Origin of the sequence: Olleya namhaensis (assembly GCF_900114005.1) — a bacterium.
In the GTDB taxonomy this organism is placed as follows: domain Bacteria; phylum Bacteroidota; class Bacteroidia; order Flavobacteriales; family Flavobacteriaceae; genus Olleya; species Olleya namhaensis.
In genome coordinates this window covers 299,159-317,542 of the sequence record NZ_FORM01000003.1, presented here as the reverse complement: position 1 = coordinate 317,542, position 18,384 = coordinate 299,159, and the positions used below count along the sequence as shown (strand labels likewise).

Below are 18,384 nucleotides of genomic sequence, written 5' to 3'. Positions count from 1 at the left end.
AAATGATGAAAGAAAATAATACACTTTGGAGTATTCTAAATCAATTTGGAATTGAAGTTCCTCCTATACAAAGAGATTTTGCTCAAGGAAGAGAAACGGAACATGCAACTAAAGTTAGGAAAGGTTTTTTAGACTCTATATGTAAAGCATTAGATAAAAACGATCCACTTTCTTTAGACTTTGTATATGGGAAAGTCTATGGTTTAAAAAACGAAGAGGAAAACAGAAAAAACAAGAATGCTATTCAGTCTTTAGTAAATAGTGTGAGAGATTATGCTTTGACAGTAGATCTAACATTAAAAGATATTGTAGTAGAGGATAAGTCTTCTGAAAAATCGGATATAGTTTATTTAATTCCTTTAGATGGTCAACAAAGATTAACTACGCTGTTTTTAATGCATTGGTACATTGCTAAAAGAATAGAAAATCTGGAAGGATTGAATATTTTAAGTAGATTCCGTTATAAAACGAGAAGGAGTTCTACTTCATTTTTAAAGCTTTTAACAGACGCAGACATGTCTTTAAAGTTTGAATTAGATGAGCAAATTGAAAAGGATTTAAAAAAGAAGAAACTTTATAACGAAATTACCGATTTAGAACATTTTTCATCTTCTTGGTTAAACGACCCTACTGTAAAAGCAATGTTGATAATGATTCAGGATATTCATATCAGACTGCAATCTCATACTAAAGAACTGTTGAAGATATACTGGGTCAATATAACGGATAATCAACTTTTATGGTTTGACTTTTTGGATCTTAGAGATTTTAATTTATCCGATGAGCTTTATGTTAAAATGAATGCAAGAGGAAAACAACTATCCCAATTTGAAAATTTCAAAGCTTGGTTATTTGATTTAATAAAAGAAAAAGAATTAATTGAAAACTTGGTATGGGCACCTTATTCAAAGAAGTTTGATGTTGTATGGAATGATGTTTTTTGGAATCAAAAGGCAAAAGATGTTTTTGATATTGACAAAGCATATTTTAATTACTTCAAGATTTTATTTTTATATGATAATTTAAAAACAGCAACAATAAGCGGTACTAATTTTGATAAAGAAGAAAAGGAATTTACCGTACTTGATACGGTAATAAATAACAAGTTCTTTGATTGGGAATATCTATGTACTGATATATTTGAAGATAATATTGAAAGCTACTTTCAGGTTTTAAATTATTGTGAAGGATTTGGTATTAAAGATAAAGGCAAATATTTGAAAGACTTCTTTCAATTTCAATTTTCAGTAAAAAGTGTTAATCCAGGTTGGCCAGATTTAATTAAAAATTTCATTACACTTTCTTTCATTTCAATTAAAGAAAAATCGTTAAAAGATTATTCAGAAGATGATTTTATTCATTTAGAAGAATATCATAGGATATTATTTAATCTTTTTGATAATACAATAATTGACAATCCAAGTTTGTATAAAAATGCAGTAAAAGAAATCGATCAATTAAATGCCGATTTTAAAAGTTTAGAATACAATATTAGTGATTGGGTAGAAGGTTTTGAATATACCACAAAGTCTGTGTTTACAAAAGAGCAATTTTTAGAAGAAATATTAAAATATAGACTTTTTGCTGATGAGGGTTGGAAAAAAATAATTTTAGAAGCTGAAGATGTTAGTTATTTTAAAAGACAGCTAAATTTTTGGTTTTATAGAGCTGGAATTTCGTTGGCTAAAAATGATTTTGATAACAACTTGTTATACGATTCAAACAAAAAAGGGATTTTTAAAAAGACAACTGAAAAAATTAATAACCTGTTTGACGAAAATGGAATTAGTAGAAACCAAGATTTCTCTGAACGTATTTTTGAAAGAGCATTACTTTCTAAAAGTGATTATTTGTTAGAAGAAAAAAGTAATAAATGTTTTGGGAGAAATACCGGTCGTGATGTAAGTTGGAAAAGATTGTTTTTTAGAGATAGAAATTCAAAGAATACAAATAGAGCTTTATTAGACGTTTTTGAGTTAGATTTTTCAAATGTTAAGGAATCGTTTGAGTTATACATTAATAATAATATTTCTGGTAATTCTATTGATAACTGGAGAATGGCTTTTGTGTCCAACAAAGATTTGTTTGACTATTTAGGGAATAATAAGTATCTAAGAAATATTTCTAACCATGGCTGGGTTTTAATAAAAGACACATATAAAACTTATATAGGAGCACATTATGAGTTGTTTAGTTTAGATTTTTATATAAACCACCTTAAAGGAAAGACTTTCCCTCCTTTTAATAAAATAGACTATCATGTTGCTCCTAAAAATGAAATGGAAGAATTTCCATGTGCTTTTTTAGATTGGAAAACAGATAATTATACGTACACATTGGATGTGAAATTTATTTCAGGTAAATATTGTTTAATCTTCTTTGCTAAAGAGGGTTTGTTATCATGCAATATAAAAACTATATTAATAAACTTGGGATTTAATGCAGTTTCCGATAATTATATTAAAAATATATTTTCAGCAGAGGAAACTATAAAGGAGATTAATGATTTAGTTAGTACTTTAAAAGGTAAGAATTAAGACTAAATGTAATTATACTATTTTTCAGTAATTAATAATAAGAAGCACAATATTAAATTTATAAATAAAGCCTTGCAATAGTCATAATGCCTCAAACTACGATATTAATAGCAACCTCCATGATGCGAACTGATTGGCTTATAAATAGAAGTTTATTGTCTGTTTATAAGCAGGTAAACGTGAATTCCGAGTTGATTAATGTTTTAATTGTCGATGATAATAAAAATGAAGATGAGTTTTTTAATATTAAAAATGAAGTTAATAAATTAAGAAAATTACTTAATCTTTCTGCTCTAGATTTTTCTACAGAAATAATAAGAAATACAGGTGTTAAATTTAACTCTGGGACAGGAGCTTGGAACACAGGTATACGAAACACTTATACGTCATTTAAAAATGGTTTTATTTCAATTCTAGATGATGACGATGAATACTTACCAAATCACCTATCAAATTGCATTTCTGAAATTGATAATAATACACTTGCTGTTTTTCAATGGTTAGAGTGGAGAAACCAAGATGGTTCAACAATGAATTTTCCATTAAACTTAGAAAAATTAACTCCTAAACATTTTTTTGTAGGAAACCCTGGTGTTCAGGGTAGTAATATGTTTTTTAAAACAGAAGCGTTAATTGCTATTAATGGTTTTGATGAAACACTGCCGAATACTACAGATAGAGATTTAATGATTCGTTTTTTGTGGAATAATGAGTCGAGTCAAATTAAAGTTATTGGGAATGTTGGTGTATTACATTATAACCACAAACAAGTCAAAGTGAACAATACTATTTTTCTTAAACAACAAGGTTTAGATTTGTTTTACCAAAAGTATACGACGCACTTTTCTAAAGAAGCATATATAAAGTCGCTTACTAGAGCAAAGAATTATTTCAGTTACACACCAATAGAAGAAAGATGAGAGAACAAATTGTAATATGTATGCCTTTAAAGAATGCAGAAAAAACTTTAAACAAGTCTGTTAACTCTATTTTGCAACAAGTGAACACGAAAAGAGAAGTTGTTTTGCTAGTTGGACTGGATAACTCTACGGATAACTCTGAAGAAATTTTAAAAAATATTGCTTTACAAAATCCAAATGTAGTTTTATTAAATGTGGATTTTAATGAAGCCTATTTGAATAGGAATTTTTTAAACGATTACGCTCGGAAAAATTATCCTAACTGTGTCTTAATTGGAAGATTGGATGCTGATGATATTATTTATTCAGATCGTACAATTAGTCATATTGAAGCATTGTATGATAAGCATAATTTTGATGTATTCATGTGTGGAAACAAGCAATTGCTTAATGGAGATGTGTTGGAGTGGGAAAATAAACCAAGTAAAGAATTATTGAAAGATGATTTTCTAATCGACCAACTTTTTGAAATGACACAAGGAAACCCAAAAGCAGAACTTGCATCATGTAATATATTTATTAAGCCAACGGTACTAATAGAATATCCTAAAAAGGTGAGTGCCGAAGATCATTGGTTTACTGTTTTACTTCTTTTACAAAAAGAAAAAATAAATATTCTTATTGACGAGCAATTACTATATTGTTTTTATTCATTGGATGGTGTTTTAACTAATGAAAATAAGAATAAAAACAAATACTCTCAAAGTAGAGAGGAATTGTATAATTACTGTCTTAATCAATCCCCATTGGTAGTTATTCGTAATAAATGGAATGATTATATGAGCAAAGGTGGTATGTCATTTCATGAATCTAATATTCTAAAAAATAAAGAGCGTCTTGAGAATTTTTGGAAGCTAGACTATCCTTTAAACAAAAGAATTGAAAAGCAATTAAAGGAGTTTGCTCATAAAAAAATAAGATTATTAGATATTGGCTGTGGTCCGTTTCCTAAATCTGGAGTACATCTTGAAAATTACTCTATCGATAGGACTTTAGTAGATTCTATGGCTGATAATTACCATGCATTACTTGAAGAACATAGCATTAATACTTACAGACAGGAAATAATTAAAAGTGAAGGTGAAAAACTAAGTGAGAAATTTAAAAACAATTCATTTGAAGTAATTTTCTCAAAAAATGCTTTAGATCATACATATAATCCTATTAGTGTAATATCTAACGCAATTGATTTACTAGTGCCTGGTGGATTTTTAATTATAGAGCATTACATAAAGGAAGGGGAATATACGAACTATTTTGGATTACATCAATGGGATTTTTTTATTAAAAACGGTAATTTCTACATTTCAAATAAAGGAGGTCAAATAATACATGATGTAAATGCTTTTTTTAAGTCTACACAAATAGAATCTTTTTATGAAGGAAAAAAAATAATTAATATCATAAAGAAAAAATAATGGTAGACAATAGAATAGCTACTGGTTTAATAATATTGGAAAGTAACTTTCCTCAAAAGAAATTTCACTTCTTGGGTGAAGGTAAAGCTTCTGTTGTTTTCCGTGATGAACACTTAGTTTATAAAGTGTTTCTTTTAGAAAATTACGAAGCATTAAAATACAAGCGTCATATATTTAATACCATTCAATTAAATAAAAAAAAATTTGATAATTCAACTGTTTTTTATCCTATAACTGAAATAATAGAATTAAATAACGATTGTTTCATTCTTACTTATCCTTTTGAAAAAAGCGAACCTTGTTTAGGATTTGAGCAAAGTGAAATTCAAGAATTTTTAGTGGAATGTTGGCAAAAACGGTTGGTTTTCCAGGATATAAAACCAGACAATTTTGTTCGAGTAAATAAAAAATTAAAATGGATTGACTACGAGCCTGATAAGTTTACAGATAATTTGTTTTTGAATATGGCTGTTAGAGCTTTTCTTTTTGTTAAGTATTCAAATGAAAGCGTATCTTTTTTAAACAAATTACGTAGAAGTGCAATAAATAACTTTGATATACCGGAGTTAAAGGGCTTACAGAGTTTCATGAATGATTTATTTACAAGAATAATTTTTCAAGAAAGTCAATTAGCCTTACAAACTAAACAACTAGATAACAACACGTTTGTAAATGAAGGTCCAGAAATTAGAAATGGAGGTAATTACAGTTTACCTTATCAGGATAGTTTCAATGCAGAACAACTATTTTGGCAACTCATAAATAAGAATATTTATCTTGATGAAGTTGGTTTTGATACACCTAGTATAGATGAAAGAAACTATTTTTCTCCTAAAAATATTATTCTTAAAACACAACAAATTATCGAGCCAAAACAAAAGGTATCGTTGGTTATAAAAGCGTGTATTCAGGATTCTGAAGTTTTATATGAATCTGTAAAACATATTATACGGCAACTTTCATTTCCAAATAATTTTAATGAAAAAATATTAGCGTTAGACATTCGTCAAACCGATTTTCTTAGAGAATATAATGGGAAAAATATTTGGCAACAATTAATTGAAACATCTCAAAAACTTGTTGATGATTTAATCATTGATAAATATATTTTTCCAAATGAAAATGATGTTGTAAGGGTTAATAAAAAATGGTTTGGAATTGAAACAAGTGCAACACATACCGTTAAAAAAGTTCCTGTCTCTGCTCAGATTTTTGCTTTTGAAAGCACTATTAGTGAATATGTCTTACAAGTAGACTGTGATGCAATGATCGGTAGGTTATCTAAAGAACATTCGTTTCTTAACGATATGATTTCGGAGTTGGATGCAAATGAAAATGTTTTATCAGTCGGTTTCAATATTTATAAAGGAAAAGAGAATTCGTTTACTCCATATTTCGGCTTTGAAAATGGAGGGTTTGTACCTGAGGTGCGGTTTTGTTTATTGAAGAAAAGTCGTTTTGATCATGTATTGCCATTAAAAAATGAACTGGTTGCAAACGCTTTTGAATTAAGTTGGTATAGAGCATTAGAAATAAGGCAAAAGGAAACGGAAACCTGTTCCATTAGAGGAGGAGATAGTCGCTCATTTTTTATCCATCCTCAAAATTTTAAAAAATCAGATAAAGATGTTTGGTTCACTACAATAGATAGAGTAGAACAGCTTCAAATTCCTGAGAAACAAATTAATGAATTTGATTTGGCAGGTTCATATCACGATTGGACAAGTCCAAAAAGAAATGAAGACCTAGTTATTATTTCTTGTTTTAGAAACATTTCGCTTTCACGTTTTTTACGTTACTGGTATTCATTGTTAAGTCAGACAAACCAAGATTGGGGATTAGTTTTAATTGATGACGCATCCAATAATGGAATTAGTCATTTTATAAAGGAACTTATAAAACCATATCAAGATAGAATTACATTTATAGAAAATAGTTTCAGTGTTGGTGCTGCTCAAAATACATATAAAGGAATTCACTATTTCACAGAAAATCAAGAAAGTGTTATTTGTATTCTTGATGCAGATGATGCTCTAATAGGAAAAAACGTTCTAAAAAGCGTTTTTGAAAAGTACTCTTATTTTGATGCTGATGTTGTTATTGGTAAAATGTATCGTACTGACAAATTGCATGCACATTATAATTACATGCCAAATTTTATTAACCCAAGATTATATGGAGGTAATGTATGGCAACATATAAGAAGTTTTAAAAAGTACCTTTATGATTCTTTAGGTTTTGAAGATTTAAAAATTAAAAACCAGCAACAAAAGACAGGTGATATTTTACTTTCAAGAAGATTTAGTCAAAAAATGGTCTTTCCAGAACACTGTATTGACTATTCTTATATGGTTCCAATAATTGAAATGTCTTCTAATCCAATGTGGATTAATCATTTTAATATTTTACACGATAGGACAACGATAAATACACCTGAAGTAAAAATAAGAAAAAATGAAATAATTGATGAAATTCTTTTAAAGAAATCTAAGTCACCCAAAGATGTCTTCTTTGGAAGAAAAACGTTTTTACCAAATCTAAAAAAGATAGAAATTGACATTACTTACGAGTGTAATTTAAAATGCATAAACTGCAATAGATCCTCAACACAAGCTCCAGTAAAAGAGGGAATGACTTTGCTTCAAATTCAAGAATTTGTTGATGATTCCATTCATTTAAATAAAAAATGGGAGCTTATAAATTTGCTAGGAGGAGAGCCAACCATTCATATAGATTTTATAGAAATTGTTAATACAATTTTATATAAATATATAATTCCATATTCACCTGATACAATTCTTCAAGTTACAAGTAATGGATTTGGAGATTTAGTGAAAAGTAAATTAGAACAATTACCAAATCATAAAAATGTAATTATTGATTATGCTTCATTTAAAGATGAAAGAGTAGTACCTTATTTTTCTCCTTTTAATGATGCTCCAATAGACAACGAAAGCTTATCTAATCAAGAATTTAGTAAAGGATGCTGGGTAACTTCCTATTGCGGTATAGGCTTAAATCAATTAGGTTACTATCCTTGTGGTGTAGCAGGAGGTATTGATCGAGTTTTTAAGAAAAATCTAGGTGTTCAAAAATTAGAAGACGTGGACGAGTCTATTTCTAAACTATTAAATGAGTTTTGTAAATATTGTGGGAATTTTACTGATTACGCTGAAAATCAAGGGAATTTTATCCCTAGACATGAAAAAGCTGCTATAATTAAGCCTAAGGTATCTGCAACTTGGAAAAAACAATATAAAATATATAATGGAAAAAAATAAAGTGATTTTACTCCTTAGTGGAGGTATTGATTCTACTACATTATTAGCTAAATTAAAAAAAGAGAATAAAGAAGTGATTGCAATTAGTTTTTTCTACGAACAAAAACATGCAATAGAACTTCAATATGCTAGAAATAATGCTAAAAAATATAATGTAATTGAACATAAGGTTATCCAACTTGATAGTCAATTGTTTTCAGGATCGGCTTTGGTTAATTCTGAAAAGCAATTGTCAACATATAGTAATGGAGAAAACCCTATTGGTCAAGAAAATGCTTACGTTCCTTATAGGAATTTAGTGTTTTTGAGCATGGCTCTTAGCTTAGCAGAATCTTCTAAAATTAATAATATTTATATAGCCTTTAATAAAGATGATTGTGTTAATTTTTGGGATTGCAAATCTGCTTTTTTAACTCAATTAAATTTAATTTCTGAACATTCGAACATTCAAATACAAGCTCCATTGATTGAGCTAACAAAAAAGGAAGTTATTATGTTGTCACAAAAACTAGAAGTTGATTTAAATGAAACTATTAGTTGCTATCAGCCTATAAATGATAAAGAGTGTGGTAAGTGTTTGAGTTGTTTAGTTAAAAGTAGAGGTTTGAATAATTAATATTTTTAATTATACTTAAAATCAAGCTTATCTCATTTAACTACGCAAAATTGGTGCTAAGTCCTTGCGGTTCCTTAGCTCAAATCTTTGCTTGTTTCATTTCGCTAACTTGATTTTATAATGAATGAGCGAATTAAAAGGGTGAAGGTTGCACAACCATTTTTTATTATATGTTAAAACATATAATTACATGTAAAATTCAATTTTTATATTCAATTACATCTAAGACGAGTTATAATTTTATGCTATAATCAATCAAAGTGCAGTCAAAATGCAGTGATAATGCAGTGTTTTATCTCTGTAAACCTTTGTTATTATTGGATAGTGCAGTAAATGAAGATAATGCAATCATAGTATAAAGATTTAAGTTAGTTTTATGTCTCTATAAAATATTATAAATAGTGCAATAAATAGCACTAATTAAGTCTGTATAGATCTAAACCAAACCAAAACACACTAAAAGTGTATTATAAAGCACTTATGTGTATTTTATATGTAATATTTTATTATATTTACATAAAAAGAGCCATAAAATGCACTTTAATAAATTAATAGACATCATAAAAAAGAGAAGAGAGATGCTACAAGTCACTCAAGAAATGCTATCTGAAATATCTGGCGTGGGTTTGCGAACCTTGAAAACGTTTGAAAGTGGTAAAGGGAACCCAACCGCAGAAACCTTAACTAAGTTAGGGCATGCGTTAGGATTAGAACTTACTTTTCAAGTAAAAGAAACAGAAGCTAACAAATGAGACAAGCTGAAGTATTATATAAAAATAATCTAGCAGGATTATTAACACAATTAGATAACGGTAGTTTTGTTTTCCGTTATCATGATACTTGGTTTAATGATTCTAGTAAGCCTTCTATTAGCCTCACTTTACCTAAAAATAAACAGCAATACGAATCTGATTTTTTGTTTCCTTTTTTTTATAATATGTTACCAGAAGGTTCTAATAAGCAATTAGTTTGCTTTGAATTTAGAATTGATGCTAGCGATAATTTCGGATTATTATTAACTACAGCTAAATTTGATACTATAGGAGCTATTAAAATAAAAAAGGTAGAAACTAAATGAGTTTAATAGACATTAAATATTGTCCTTCAACATTAAAGAAAGGCTTTTTAGATTTTAGTAATCTGGCTTTAAAACGTTTGTTTAATGGAAAAAAAGTAACTGCTATTTTACCATACGATTCACCTGCAAATAATGTAAACGATAATATTTTTATTGAAAACAGAAAACGCATGTCAATCTCTGGTGTACAAGAAAAATTTTCAGTGTTATTAGATAAAAATAAGCTGCGGTTAATAAATGAGCAGGAGCAAGGCACTTATATATTAAAACCAATTCCTAATGTAGGTAAATTAACAGATCAAATGCCAGCAAACGAGCATGTAACGATGCAAATAGCATTTCAAGTTTTTGGAATAGAAATAGCTCAAAATGGATTGGTTTTTTTTAAAAATGGAGATCCTGCATATGTTACAAAACGTTTTGATGTAGCTGATAATGGAGAAAAATTAGCACAAGAAGATTTTGCTTCTTTAGCAGGAAGAACACCTCAAACGCATGGCGAAGACTATAAATATTTGGGTAATTATTTAGAGATTTTTCAGTTGTTGAAAAAATATGTACCAGCTTACCAAATAGAATCAGTAAAGCTGTTTAAGCTTATTCTTTTTAATTATTTGATATCTAACGGTGATGCGCATTTTAAAAACTTCTCGCTAATTGAAACGCCTTTAGGAGATTTTAAATTAAGCCCAGCATACGATTTATTGAATAGTAGAATTCATATAGAAGATCGAGATTTTGCACTAGAAGATGGGCTTCTACCTTCAAATCACACAAAAGGAAAAGTTAAAGAGCAATTCTTTAAATTAGGAGAATTAGCAGGTATTTCAGGAAATCAAATAGATAAAGTTTTTAAAGCGCTAACTAGTAATGAAGAACAAGTTCTTTATTTAATAGATGTTTCTTTTCTTAGTGATAAAACAAAGCGAAATTATAAGCAAGGGTATCAAACAAGATTGAAGAAACTATTAAGAGAATAGATTGTATTAGTGTTTCAAAAACTTGTCAACAAACAAAATACTACTATAAACAACTAAAAGTTTACACCTTATTTACATCTTAACATCTGTAGAACCTTTAAATAGAGTGTTTGTTACTTATTGTATTGGGAAGTAAAGGACTAAATTTTTTTAATTAAAAATGCATACATCAAAAATCAAAACAAAAGTAGACTACAATGTGCAATTACAGCTAATTATAATAGGTTTTTTGCTCTTAATTGTTGGATTATACCTTGAATTCTATAAACCTCATCGCACTAGTTTTTGGTGGTTAACTTTTGGTAGTATAATTGTTTTAATAGGTCTTTGGAATGTTAAAACCTATGAGATTTCGGAAAATTATTTTAAAACCCATCGCTTTTTAGGACTTATAACAAAACAGCGTAAAATGAATGAAATAGTAAGTTTCAATATAAAAGAAATTGATTTTAAGTTTTCACCTTATCCTTTTTTTATTTTGGCCATTTATGCCAAAAGAAGCAGCTATTTGAGTTTTAGATTAGTTAAACTAAAATTTACAGATGGTAAAACGATGCGTATTAACGAAAATTACATAAAAGGGAACACCTTAAACAAACTACTTCAAGAGGTGAAAAAACATGTAAAAAACAATTAATACCTAACAAAATAGATTTATCGGGTAGACTAATAAAGCATTTTATTTAAAATACTTCTTTTGTGCTAAAAAAAATCTTATTTCTAAATTAAGAGAGAAACTACTGATCTTTGCAAATCGAAATAATTTATTAGCCTCGTTTTAATGTAAAATGGCCACGTATTGTATTTCCTGTATGTAAATCTATCAGGTACCAATAATCATTTGTTGGTAAAGGTTTGTCGTTAAAAGTGCCATCCCAACCTACAGAATTAGGATCTATTTGTTTAATTAATTTTCCATATCTATCAAATATTTGAATTTGTTTTATTGTGTTGTCAACATCAAGAACTTGCCAGTAATCATTATAGCCATCATTGTTTGGTGTAAAATATTTAGGAGCTTTAAAACGAGTGATGATTATTTCAAAAGCGATCATTTTTTCTACACAATTGTTTTCATCTGATACATAAAGAGTATAGTTACCAGCTGCTAAATTAGAATACGTATTATCTGTTTGATAATTAATGCCATCAATTGAGTAGTTATATTCAATAGTTGTATCATCCATTTCAATCGTTAAATTTTGAATATCAATTTCTAAATTTGATTCAGTTAAATTAAAATCTGGTTGTGTTCCTGTTATTTCCCAATCACATGTTGAATAATTAAATGTAGTTATTTCCCAGCATGCTAATCCTGTTGGTTCAGTTGGTTGTGTTCCTGAAGTTATCCAAACACAAGAAGTTGTGTCCCAAGTATTAGTTTCCCAACATGCTAATCCTGTTGGTTCTGTTGGTTGTGTTCCTGAGGTTGTCCAAGCACAAGATGTTGCGTCCCAAGTGTTAGTTTCCCAACATTCTAATCCAGTTGGTTCTGTTGGTTGTGTTCCTGAGGTTGTCCAAGCACAAGATGTTGCGTCCCAAGTGTTAGTTTCCCAACATGCTAATCCTGTTGATTCAGTTGGTTGCGTTCCTGAAGTTATCCAAGCACATGACGTTGCGTCCCAAGTATTAGTTTCCCAACATTCTAATCCTGTTGGTTCGGTTGGTTGCGTTCCTGAAGTTACCCAAGCACAAGAAGTTGCGTCCCAAGTATTAGTTTCCCAACATGCTAATCCTGTTGGTTCAGTTGGCTGTGTTCCTGAAGTAATCCAAGTACAAGAAGTTGCGTCCCAAGTATTAGTTTCCCAACATGTTAATCCCGTTGGTTCTGTTGGTTGTGTTCCTGAGGTTGTCCAAGCACAAGAAGTTGCGTCCCAAGTATTAGTTTCCCAACATGCTAATCCTGTTGGTTCAGTTGGTTGCGTTCCTGAAGTTATCCAAGCACAAGAAGTTGCGTCCCAAGTATTAGTTTCCCAACATTCTAATCCTGTTGGTTCGGTTGGTTGTGATCCTGAGGTTATCCAAGTACAAGATGTTGCGTCCCAAGTATTGCTTTCCCAGCAAGCTAAACCTGTTGGTTCAGATGGGGCAGGATTTACAGTTATAGTCATTACTGCTGTATCTGCACACTGTCCTAAGTCTGGTGTAAAAGTATATTCTGTTGTTGCAGTTGTATTTAAAGTTGGAGACCAAGTGCCTGTAATTCCGTTATTAGAGGTTGTCGGTAAAGCGCTTAAAGCTTCGCCTTCACATATTGCATCAACTTGAGTAAAAGCTGGTGTTTCTATTGCATCTATAGGTGCAGGTGTTACGCTATTAGTATCAAAAAGTTTTAATTCTCTTATTTCGGTAAATGGCGCATTACCTAATGATCCATCATTTTTTGCTTCAATTAATAAAAACCTTGAAGTTGTGTTTGGGAAATTTATTATAGTAGGCATACTAACAGTGTCTCCAGTAATTACTCCAGCACCTATGCTAGTTTCTGTAAAAATAGGTGTCCAACCAGCATCAGAATAAAATGGTACGGTTGCAGTGTCTAAATGAGAATACATTCTTAAACTAGTAACTTTTCCATCACTAAACATTTGAAAAACTCTTAATTCATTAAAAGTTCTTGGCATAGATAAGTCTATTACCATGTATCTTGAGGCACCACCTCCAGCAAACCAGGAAGAACCATTTGCATTATTTTGTTTTACTGAAACATCTTTATTATTAATTAAACAATCTGAGCATAAAGCATGTATCCATCTCCAATTTCCGGAAGCACAATTTCCATAATCGCCATAATCATTTGGTCCAAAATAATTAGTGTTGTCTGTGCCGTCACCAACGATAGCACCATTTACAGTAGACATGTAGTTTATGGAATAAGAAGCAGTCGTTACATTTAATGTTATATCATTACGTTCTATAGTTAAATCTGTTACAATATCACTAGTAACTACACAGTGATAGGTTCCAGCATCAGTAAATTGAACATTAGTTAAGGTTAGTGTTGCTGTTTGTGTTCCAGAAAAAGTACCAGTATCATTTAAAGGTGTATTATTTTTATACCATTGGTAGTTGTTTTGTGATCCACTGCAATTGGTAACCATTGTAGTGTTGTTTCCTGGATTTAGGTTTAGAGTTTCAATGGTATCTACTTTTGCTTGAGGCGAATCGTAGAAACCAACTGAAATAGCATCATAAACAGCAAACTCATTTTCGAAGTCTCCAAATTGAAATGCGTTACCCTGTATTGCTACCCAATTTAAAGGTGACGCAGTTAAGTCTGGTATTGCTCCACTAAGATTATTATTAAATAGATAGAAGTGGGCTAGTGACGTTAGATTTTGAAATGAATTTGGTACACTTCCTGTTAATTGATTACTATTAAGCCATAATAAATTTAGGTTTGTTAGATTTCCTAATTCTTGAGGAATAGTACCAGTTAGTTGGTTACTACCTAAGTATAATCTAACCAAATTAGTAAGATTTCCAATTTCAGGAATAATTGTTCCTGAAAGTTGATTAGAAAATAAATTTAAATTAGTTAAGTTAGTTAAATTTTGAATTTGAGGAGAAATAGTACCAGATAATTGATTTTCTCTTAAGTTTAATACTGATAAACTATTTAGTGTATATATTTCAGGAATTAAAGTGCCAGTTATTGCATTATCTTCTAAATCTAAATAGGTTAAAAAAATCAGGTTTGCAATTAGAGGAGAAATAGTACCAGACAGTAAGTTTTCTTCTAAATCTAAAGTGACTAAATTAGTTAAAGAATATATTTCAGGAATTATAGTGCCAGAAATGTTGTTATTTCCTAAATTCAATAGCGTTAAATTTATAAAATCTTGAATCTCAGGAGGAATTACTCCAGTTAGATTATTTCCATTTGTTATGGATTGTGTTAGATTTATTTCAGTAACTGTATTGTTAGCACAATCTATAGTTAACCCAAACCAGTCTTCTATTGGGTTTGCAATATTCCAATCGTTTGTAGTATCTCCATCTGTTTCACTAGTCCAGTTTGCACCATTTGTACTTGAGTATAAAGCTAATAGTGCATCTATTTCAGATTGTGGTATTGTACAAGGCGGATTTGCAACACTAATAGTAACTTCATTTCTTAAAATGGTTAAATCAGTAACTATATTACTAGTAACTTCACAATGGTAAATACCTGCATCTATAGGTTGTAAGTTGTTTAATATTAAAGTTGCATTTGTCTCACCAACGATTTCTGTAGTTCCATTTTTAAACCATTTGTAATTGTTTTGTGTTCCGCTACAGTTAGTTGTTATTGTGGTATTGTCGGCTGTATTTAGGTTTCTAGTTTCTATATTGTCTACTTTGGCTTGAGGATTATCATCAAAAATAGAAATACTAGTATCGTAAAAATTAAATTCATTTTCAAAATCACCAAATTGATAGTTGCAACTATTAAAACTTAACCATGTTAAACTTGTTGATCCAGAAAAATCTGGAAAATCACCTTCAAAATCATTATTACCAACTAAAAAACGATTCAAATTTGGGTGATTATCAAATGTATTTGGTAAAACTCCTGAAAAATTATTATTGAAAAAATAAACAAATTGTAAGGCATCAATGTCTCCTATAGCAGCAGGAATTACGCCATCTAAATTATTATCACTAATATAAAAACGATCAAGATTTATTAGATTACCATAAGCACTAGGTACTTGACCTGTTAAATTATTATCTCTAAAATCTAATTGTGTCAATGTAATAAGACCAGATAATTCATCTATTAAAGTTCCGTTTAAGCCTGTATTTTGTAATCTTATTTGTTCAATACTACTTAAACCAGAAAAAGTAGTTGGTAAAACACCTCCAATTTGTGGATTATTATAACCCAATAATTCTTCTAAAGTACTATAATATCCATATTCTATTGGGATTTCGCCTGTATAATCATTATCCGAAAAATCTATTATTCTTATTGCATTAGGCGCGTTTATTAATGGTAAATCTCCTGTAATAGCACAATCGTTAAGAAACAAATATTCTAGGCTTGTAAGGCTTGGAATAGCTGGTACAGTGGTTAAATTATCATTTTCACTTAGATTTAAGTAAGTTAATGTACTTAAGTTATTTATGGTAGTAGGTACTGTTGTTAATAAATTAAAACTGACATTTAAATTTGTAAGATTTGCTAGATTACCAATTTCTGTTGGGATAATAACAATCTCATTTCTTCTCAAGTCTATTTTCTTTAAAGCAGTCATTTGACCAATCTCAATTGGAATACCTGTAATATCATTATTATCTAAATAAAAATCTATTAAAGATGTTAATCCCGATACTGTTGTTGGTAGGGATCCAACTAAGCCATTATTTCCTATATGTAATTCTAATAAGTTGGTTAAGTTTCCAATTCCATTTGGAATTGATGTGCCTGATAAATCTGCATATTCAATTTCTAAAAAGGTTAGGAATGGAAAATCTCCAATTTCATTTGGTATAGTTCCTGAAAGATTATTTTGACCTGGACTATTAAAATTACTAAGATTAAGTTCGGTTACGTGTTCTTGTCCGCTAATATTACTTATAGTTACACCATACCAATCATTAGTTGGGCATTGAGTAAAGTCCCAATTGTCATTTGGATCTATACCATCGGTTTCACTAGTCCAATTGGCGCCACCTAAAGAAGTATATATGGCTTGTAATGCATCTATTTCAGATTGTGGTAGTGTACAAGGCGGATTTGCAACACTAATAGTAACTTCATTTCTTAAAATGGTTAAATCAGTAACTATATCACTTGTAATTTCACAATGGTAAATACCTGCATCTATAGGTTGTAAGTTGTTTAATATTAAAGTTGCATTTGTCTCACCAACGATTTCTGTAGTACCATTTTTAAACCATATGTAATTGTTTTGTGTTCCACTGCAGGTACTTGTTATTGTAGTATTATCGCCTGTACTCAGGTTTCTAGTTTCTATGTTGTCTACTTTGGCTTGAGGATTATCGTCAAAAAAAGTAATATTAGTGTCATACGAGTTAAACTCATTTTCAAAATCTGCAAATTGAAATAGATTATTATTAATATATAAACTTGATAAATTTAATGTTGTAAAGTCAGGAATGCTTCCAGATAATTGATTGTTATTGATACGTAGTCTTTCTAAATTAGTAAGGCTTGCTAAAGAAGCAGGAATGACACCATTTAGCTGGTTGTTTTCTAAACGCAGCTCTCTTAAGGTTGTAATATTTCCTAATTCTGAAGGGATATTACCTGTTAGCAGATTGTTGTTTATCTCTAATTTTTGAAGAGAAGTAAAATTTCCAAATTCAATTGGTATACTACCATTTATTTGGTTGTTACCAAGATTTGCAAATCTTAAATTATTTAAATTTGATAATTGCCAAGGTAAATCTGTTAATTGATTATCATATAAATTTAAACTTACTAGTGATGAAATATTTCCAATTTCAGCAGGAATGTTACCTGTTAATTGATTAGCGCTTAAATTTAGGACTTCTAAACTTTGTATATTACCTAACTCAGCTGGAATATTTCCAGATAATTGATTTTGTAATAAGTTTATCCTATTTATTGAGTTTGAGTTACCTAAACCTATGGGGATGTTACCTGATAATTGATTATTATAAAGTCTTAGCCAACTTAAAAATGGTAAATCTCCAAACTCTCCAGGAATATTACCAGACAATTGACAGTTACTCATTTGAAACCTTTGTAACTTTATCATACCAGAAACTGTGTTTGGTATACTTCCATTAACAGCAGTGTCACTAATATCTAGACTAATTAGGCTAACAAGGTTGCCAATACTTGTTGGTAAAGAACCAGAAAGTGTTGGGTTATCCCATAATGTTAGATATTCTAACTCAGCTAAGTTTCCTATGTCTACAGGAATTGCACCTGTAAATTGATTTCTATCTAATCCTAAGGATATTAATTTTGTAAGTTGTGTTATTTCTGATGGAATATCTCCTGACAAATTATTATCACTAAAACTTAATCTTTCTAAATCCAACAGGTTACCAATTTCTATTGGAATAGCGCCTGTTAAAGCTGAATTGTGATCAATAATTAATTGTTTTAAACTAGTTAGGTTTCCTAATGTTGAAGGTAATGGTCCATCTAGACTGTTGTAGCCTAACTCTAAAACTTCAAGTGCTGTTAAATTTCCTATTTCTAATGGAATTGTTGTTCCTGTTAAATCTGCATATTCAATTTCTAGATTAGTTAAAGCTGGAAAATCACCAATTTCTGGAGGTATTACTCCTGATAAATTGTTTTGGTCGTTAAAATGACTAAGTTGAAGTTCTGTTATATTTGTTCCAATAACGCTAATTCCATACCACGCACTAGTTACAGGTTGTGTAAAATCCCAATCGTCGGAAGTATTTGCATCATTTTGACTATTCCAGTTTGGGCCATCTAGTGCGTTATAAACGGCTTGTAATGCTGTTTTTTCTGCAGGTGTTACTTGCGCAAATAAAACTGTACTTATAAACAAAGTACCTATTGTTAGATAAAGTTTGATTTTTTTTGTTGAATACATTGTA

General features: G+C 29.8%; 10 protein-coding genes. 9 read left to right on the top strand and 1 reads right to left on the bottom strand.

All coding sequences use genetic code 11. The features are described 5' to 3' along the window. Positions 1–2 precede the first annotated feature (2 nt). From BMZ09_RS07020 to BMZ09_RS06980, 9 genes are all read left to right on the top strand, one after another. Positions 3–2,537, top strand: a complete 2,535-nt coding sequence (locus tag BMZ09_RS07020) for a GmrSD restriction endonuclease domain-containing protein (protein WP_090838879.1) — start codon at positions 3–5, stop codon at positions 2,535–2,537. Between the two features lie 86 nt (positions 2,538–2,623). Next, entirely contained in the window at positions 2,624–3,457 is an 834-nt protein-coding gene (locus BMZ09_RS07015; protein WP_090838877.1) for a glycosyltransferase family A protein, read from the top strand. Further along, entirely contained in the window at positions 3,454–4,875 is a 1,422-nt protein-coding gene (locus BMZ09_RS07010; RefSeq protein WP_090838875.1) for a glycosyltransferase, read from the top strand. The genes BMZ09_RS07015 and BMZ09_RS07010 overlap by 4 nt, the downstream gene beginning before the upstream one ends. After that, the gene (locus BMZ09_RS07005; protein ID WP_090838873.1) at positions 4,875–8,156 is read left to right on the top strand and encodes a glycosyltransferase; all 3,282 of its coding nucleotides are present in this window, start codon (positions 4,875–4,877) and stop codon (positions 8,154–8,156) included. The genes BMZ09_RS07010 and BMZ09_RS07005 overlap by 1 nt, the downstream gene beginning before the upstream one ends. Further along, entirely contained in the window at positions 8,143–8,772 is a 630-nt protein-coding gene (gene queC, locus BMZ09_RS07000) for a 7-cyano-7-deazaguanine synthase QueC (protein WP_090838871.1), read from the top strand. The genes BMZ09_RS07005 and queC overlap by 14 nt, the downstream gene beginning before the upstream one ends. A gap of 533 nt (positions 8,773–9,305) precedes the next feature. Beyond that, positions 9,306–9,524, top strand: a complete 219-nt coding sequence (locus BMZ09_RS06995; RefSeq protein ID WP_090838869.1) for a helix-turn-helix domain-containing protein — start codon at positions 9,306–9,308, stop codon at positions 9,522–9,524. Next, positions 9,521–9,850: a HipA N-terminal domain-containing protein gene (locus BMZ09_RS06990; RefSeq protein ID WP_090838867.1), complete on the top strand. Its 330-nt coding sequence runs from the start codon at positions 9,521–9,523 to the stop codon at positions 9,848–9,850. Before BMZ09_RS06995 ends, BMZ09_RS06990 begins: the two co-directional genes overlap by 4 nt. Further along, on the top strand, positions 9,847–10,830 hold the full coding sequence (locus tag BMZ09_RS06985) for a type II toxin-antitoxin system HipA family toxin (protein ID WP_090838865.1): 984 nt from the start codon (positions 9,847–9,849) through the stop codon (positions 10,828–10,830). Before BMZ09_RS06990 ends, BMZ09_RS06985 begins: the two co-directional genes overlap by 4 nt. Before the next feature lie 160 nt (positions 10,831–10,990). Next, positions 10,991–11,467, top strand: coding sequence for a hypothetical protein (locus BMZ09_RS06980; protein WP_090838863.1), 477 nt, complete (start codon positions 10,991–10,993; stop codon positions 11,465–11,467). A 130-nt stretch (positions 11,468–11,597) separates the two neighbouring features. Here BMZ09_RS06980 and BMZ09_RS06975 read toward each other — a convergent pair whose 3' ends face one another. Then, positions 11,598–18,380: a leucine-rich repeat domain-containing protein gene (locus BMZ09_RS06975; protein ID WP_090838861.1), complete on the bottom strand. Its 6,783-nt coding sequence runs from the start codon at positions 18,378–18,380 to the stop codon at positions 11,598–11,600. Between the last annotated feature and the right edge of the window lie 4 nt (positions 18,381–18,384).

Bases quoted from the DNA above. Each gene is read 5' to 3' on its own strand.
- BMZ09_RS07020 (WP_090838879.1), top strand. From the start codon at position 3: ATGATGAAAGAAAATAATACACTTTGGAGTATTCTAAATCAATTTGGA.
- BMZ09_RS07015 (WP_090838877.1), top strand. From the start codon at position 2,624: ATGCCTCAAACTACGATATTAATAGCAACCTCCATGATGCGAACTGAT.
- BMZ09_RS07010 (WP_090838875.1), top strand. From the start codon at position 3,454: ATGAGAGAACAAATTGTAATATGTATGCCTTTAAAGAATGCAGAAAAA.
- BMZ09_RS07005 (WP_090838873.1), top strand. From the start codon at position 4,875: ATGGTAGACAATAGAATAGCTACTGGTTTAATAATATTGGAAAGTAAC.
- queC (WP_090838871.1), top strand. From the start codon at position 8,143: ATGGAAAAAAATAAAGTGATTTTACTCCTTAGTGGAGGTATTGATTCT.
- BMZ09_RS06995 (WP_090838869.1), top strand. From the start codon at position 9,306: ATGCACTTTAATAAATTAATAGACATCATAAAAAAGAGAAGAGAGATG.
- BMZ09_RS06990 (WP_090838867.1), top strand. From the start codon at position 9,521: ATGAGACAAGCTGAAGTATTATATAAAAATAATCTAGCAGGATTATTA.
- BMZ09_RS06985 (WP_090838865.1), top strand. From the start codon at position 9,847: ATGAGTTTAATAGACATTAAATATTGTCCTTCAACATTAAAGAAAGGC.
- BMZ09_RS06980 (WP_090838863.1), top strand. From the start codon at position 10,991: ATGCATACATCAAAAATCAAAACAAAAGTAGACTACAATGTGCAATTA.
- BMZ09_RS06975 (WP_090838861.1), bottom strand. From the start codon at position 18,380: ATGTATTCAACAAAAAAAATCAAACTTTATCTAACAATAGGTACTTTG.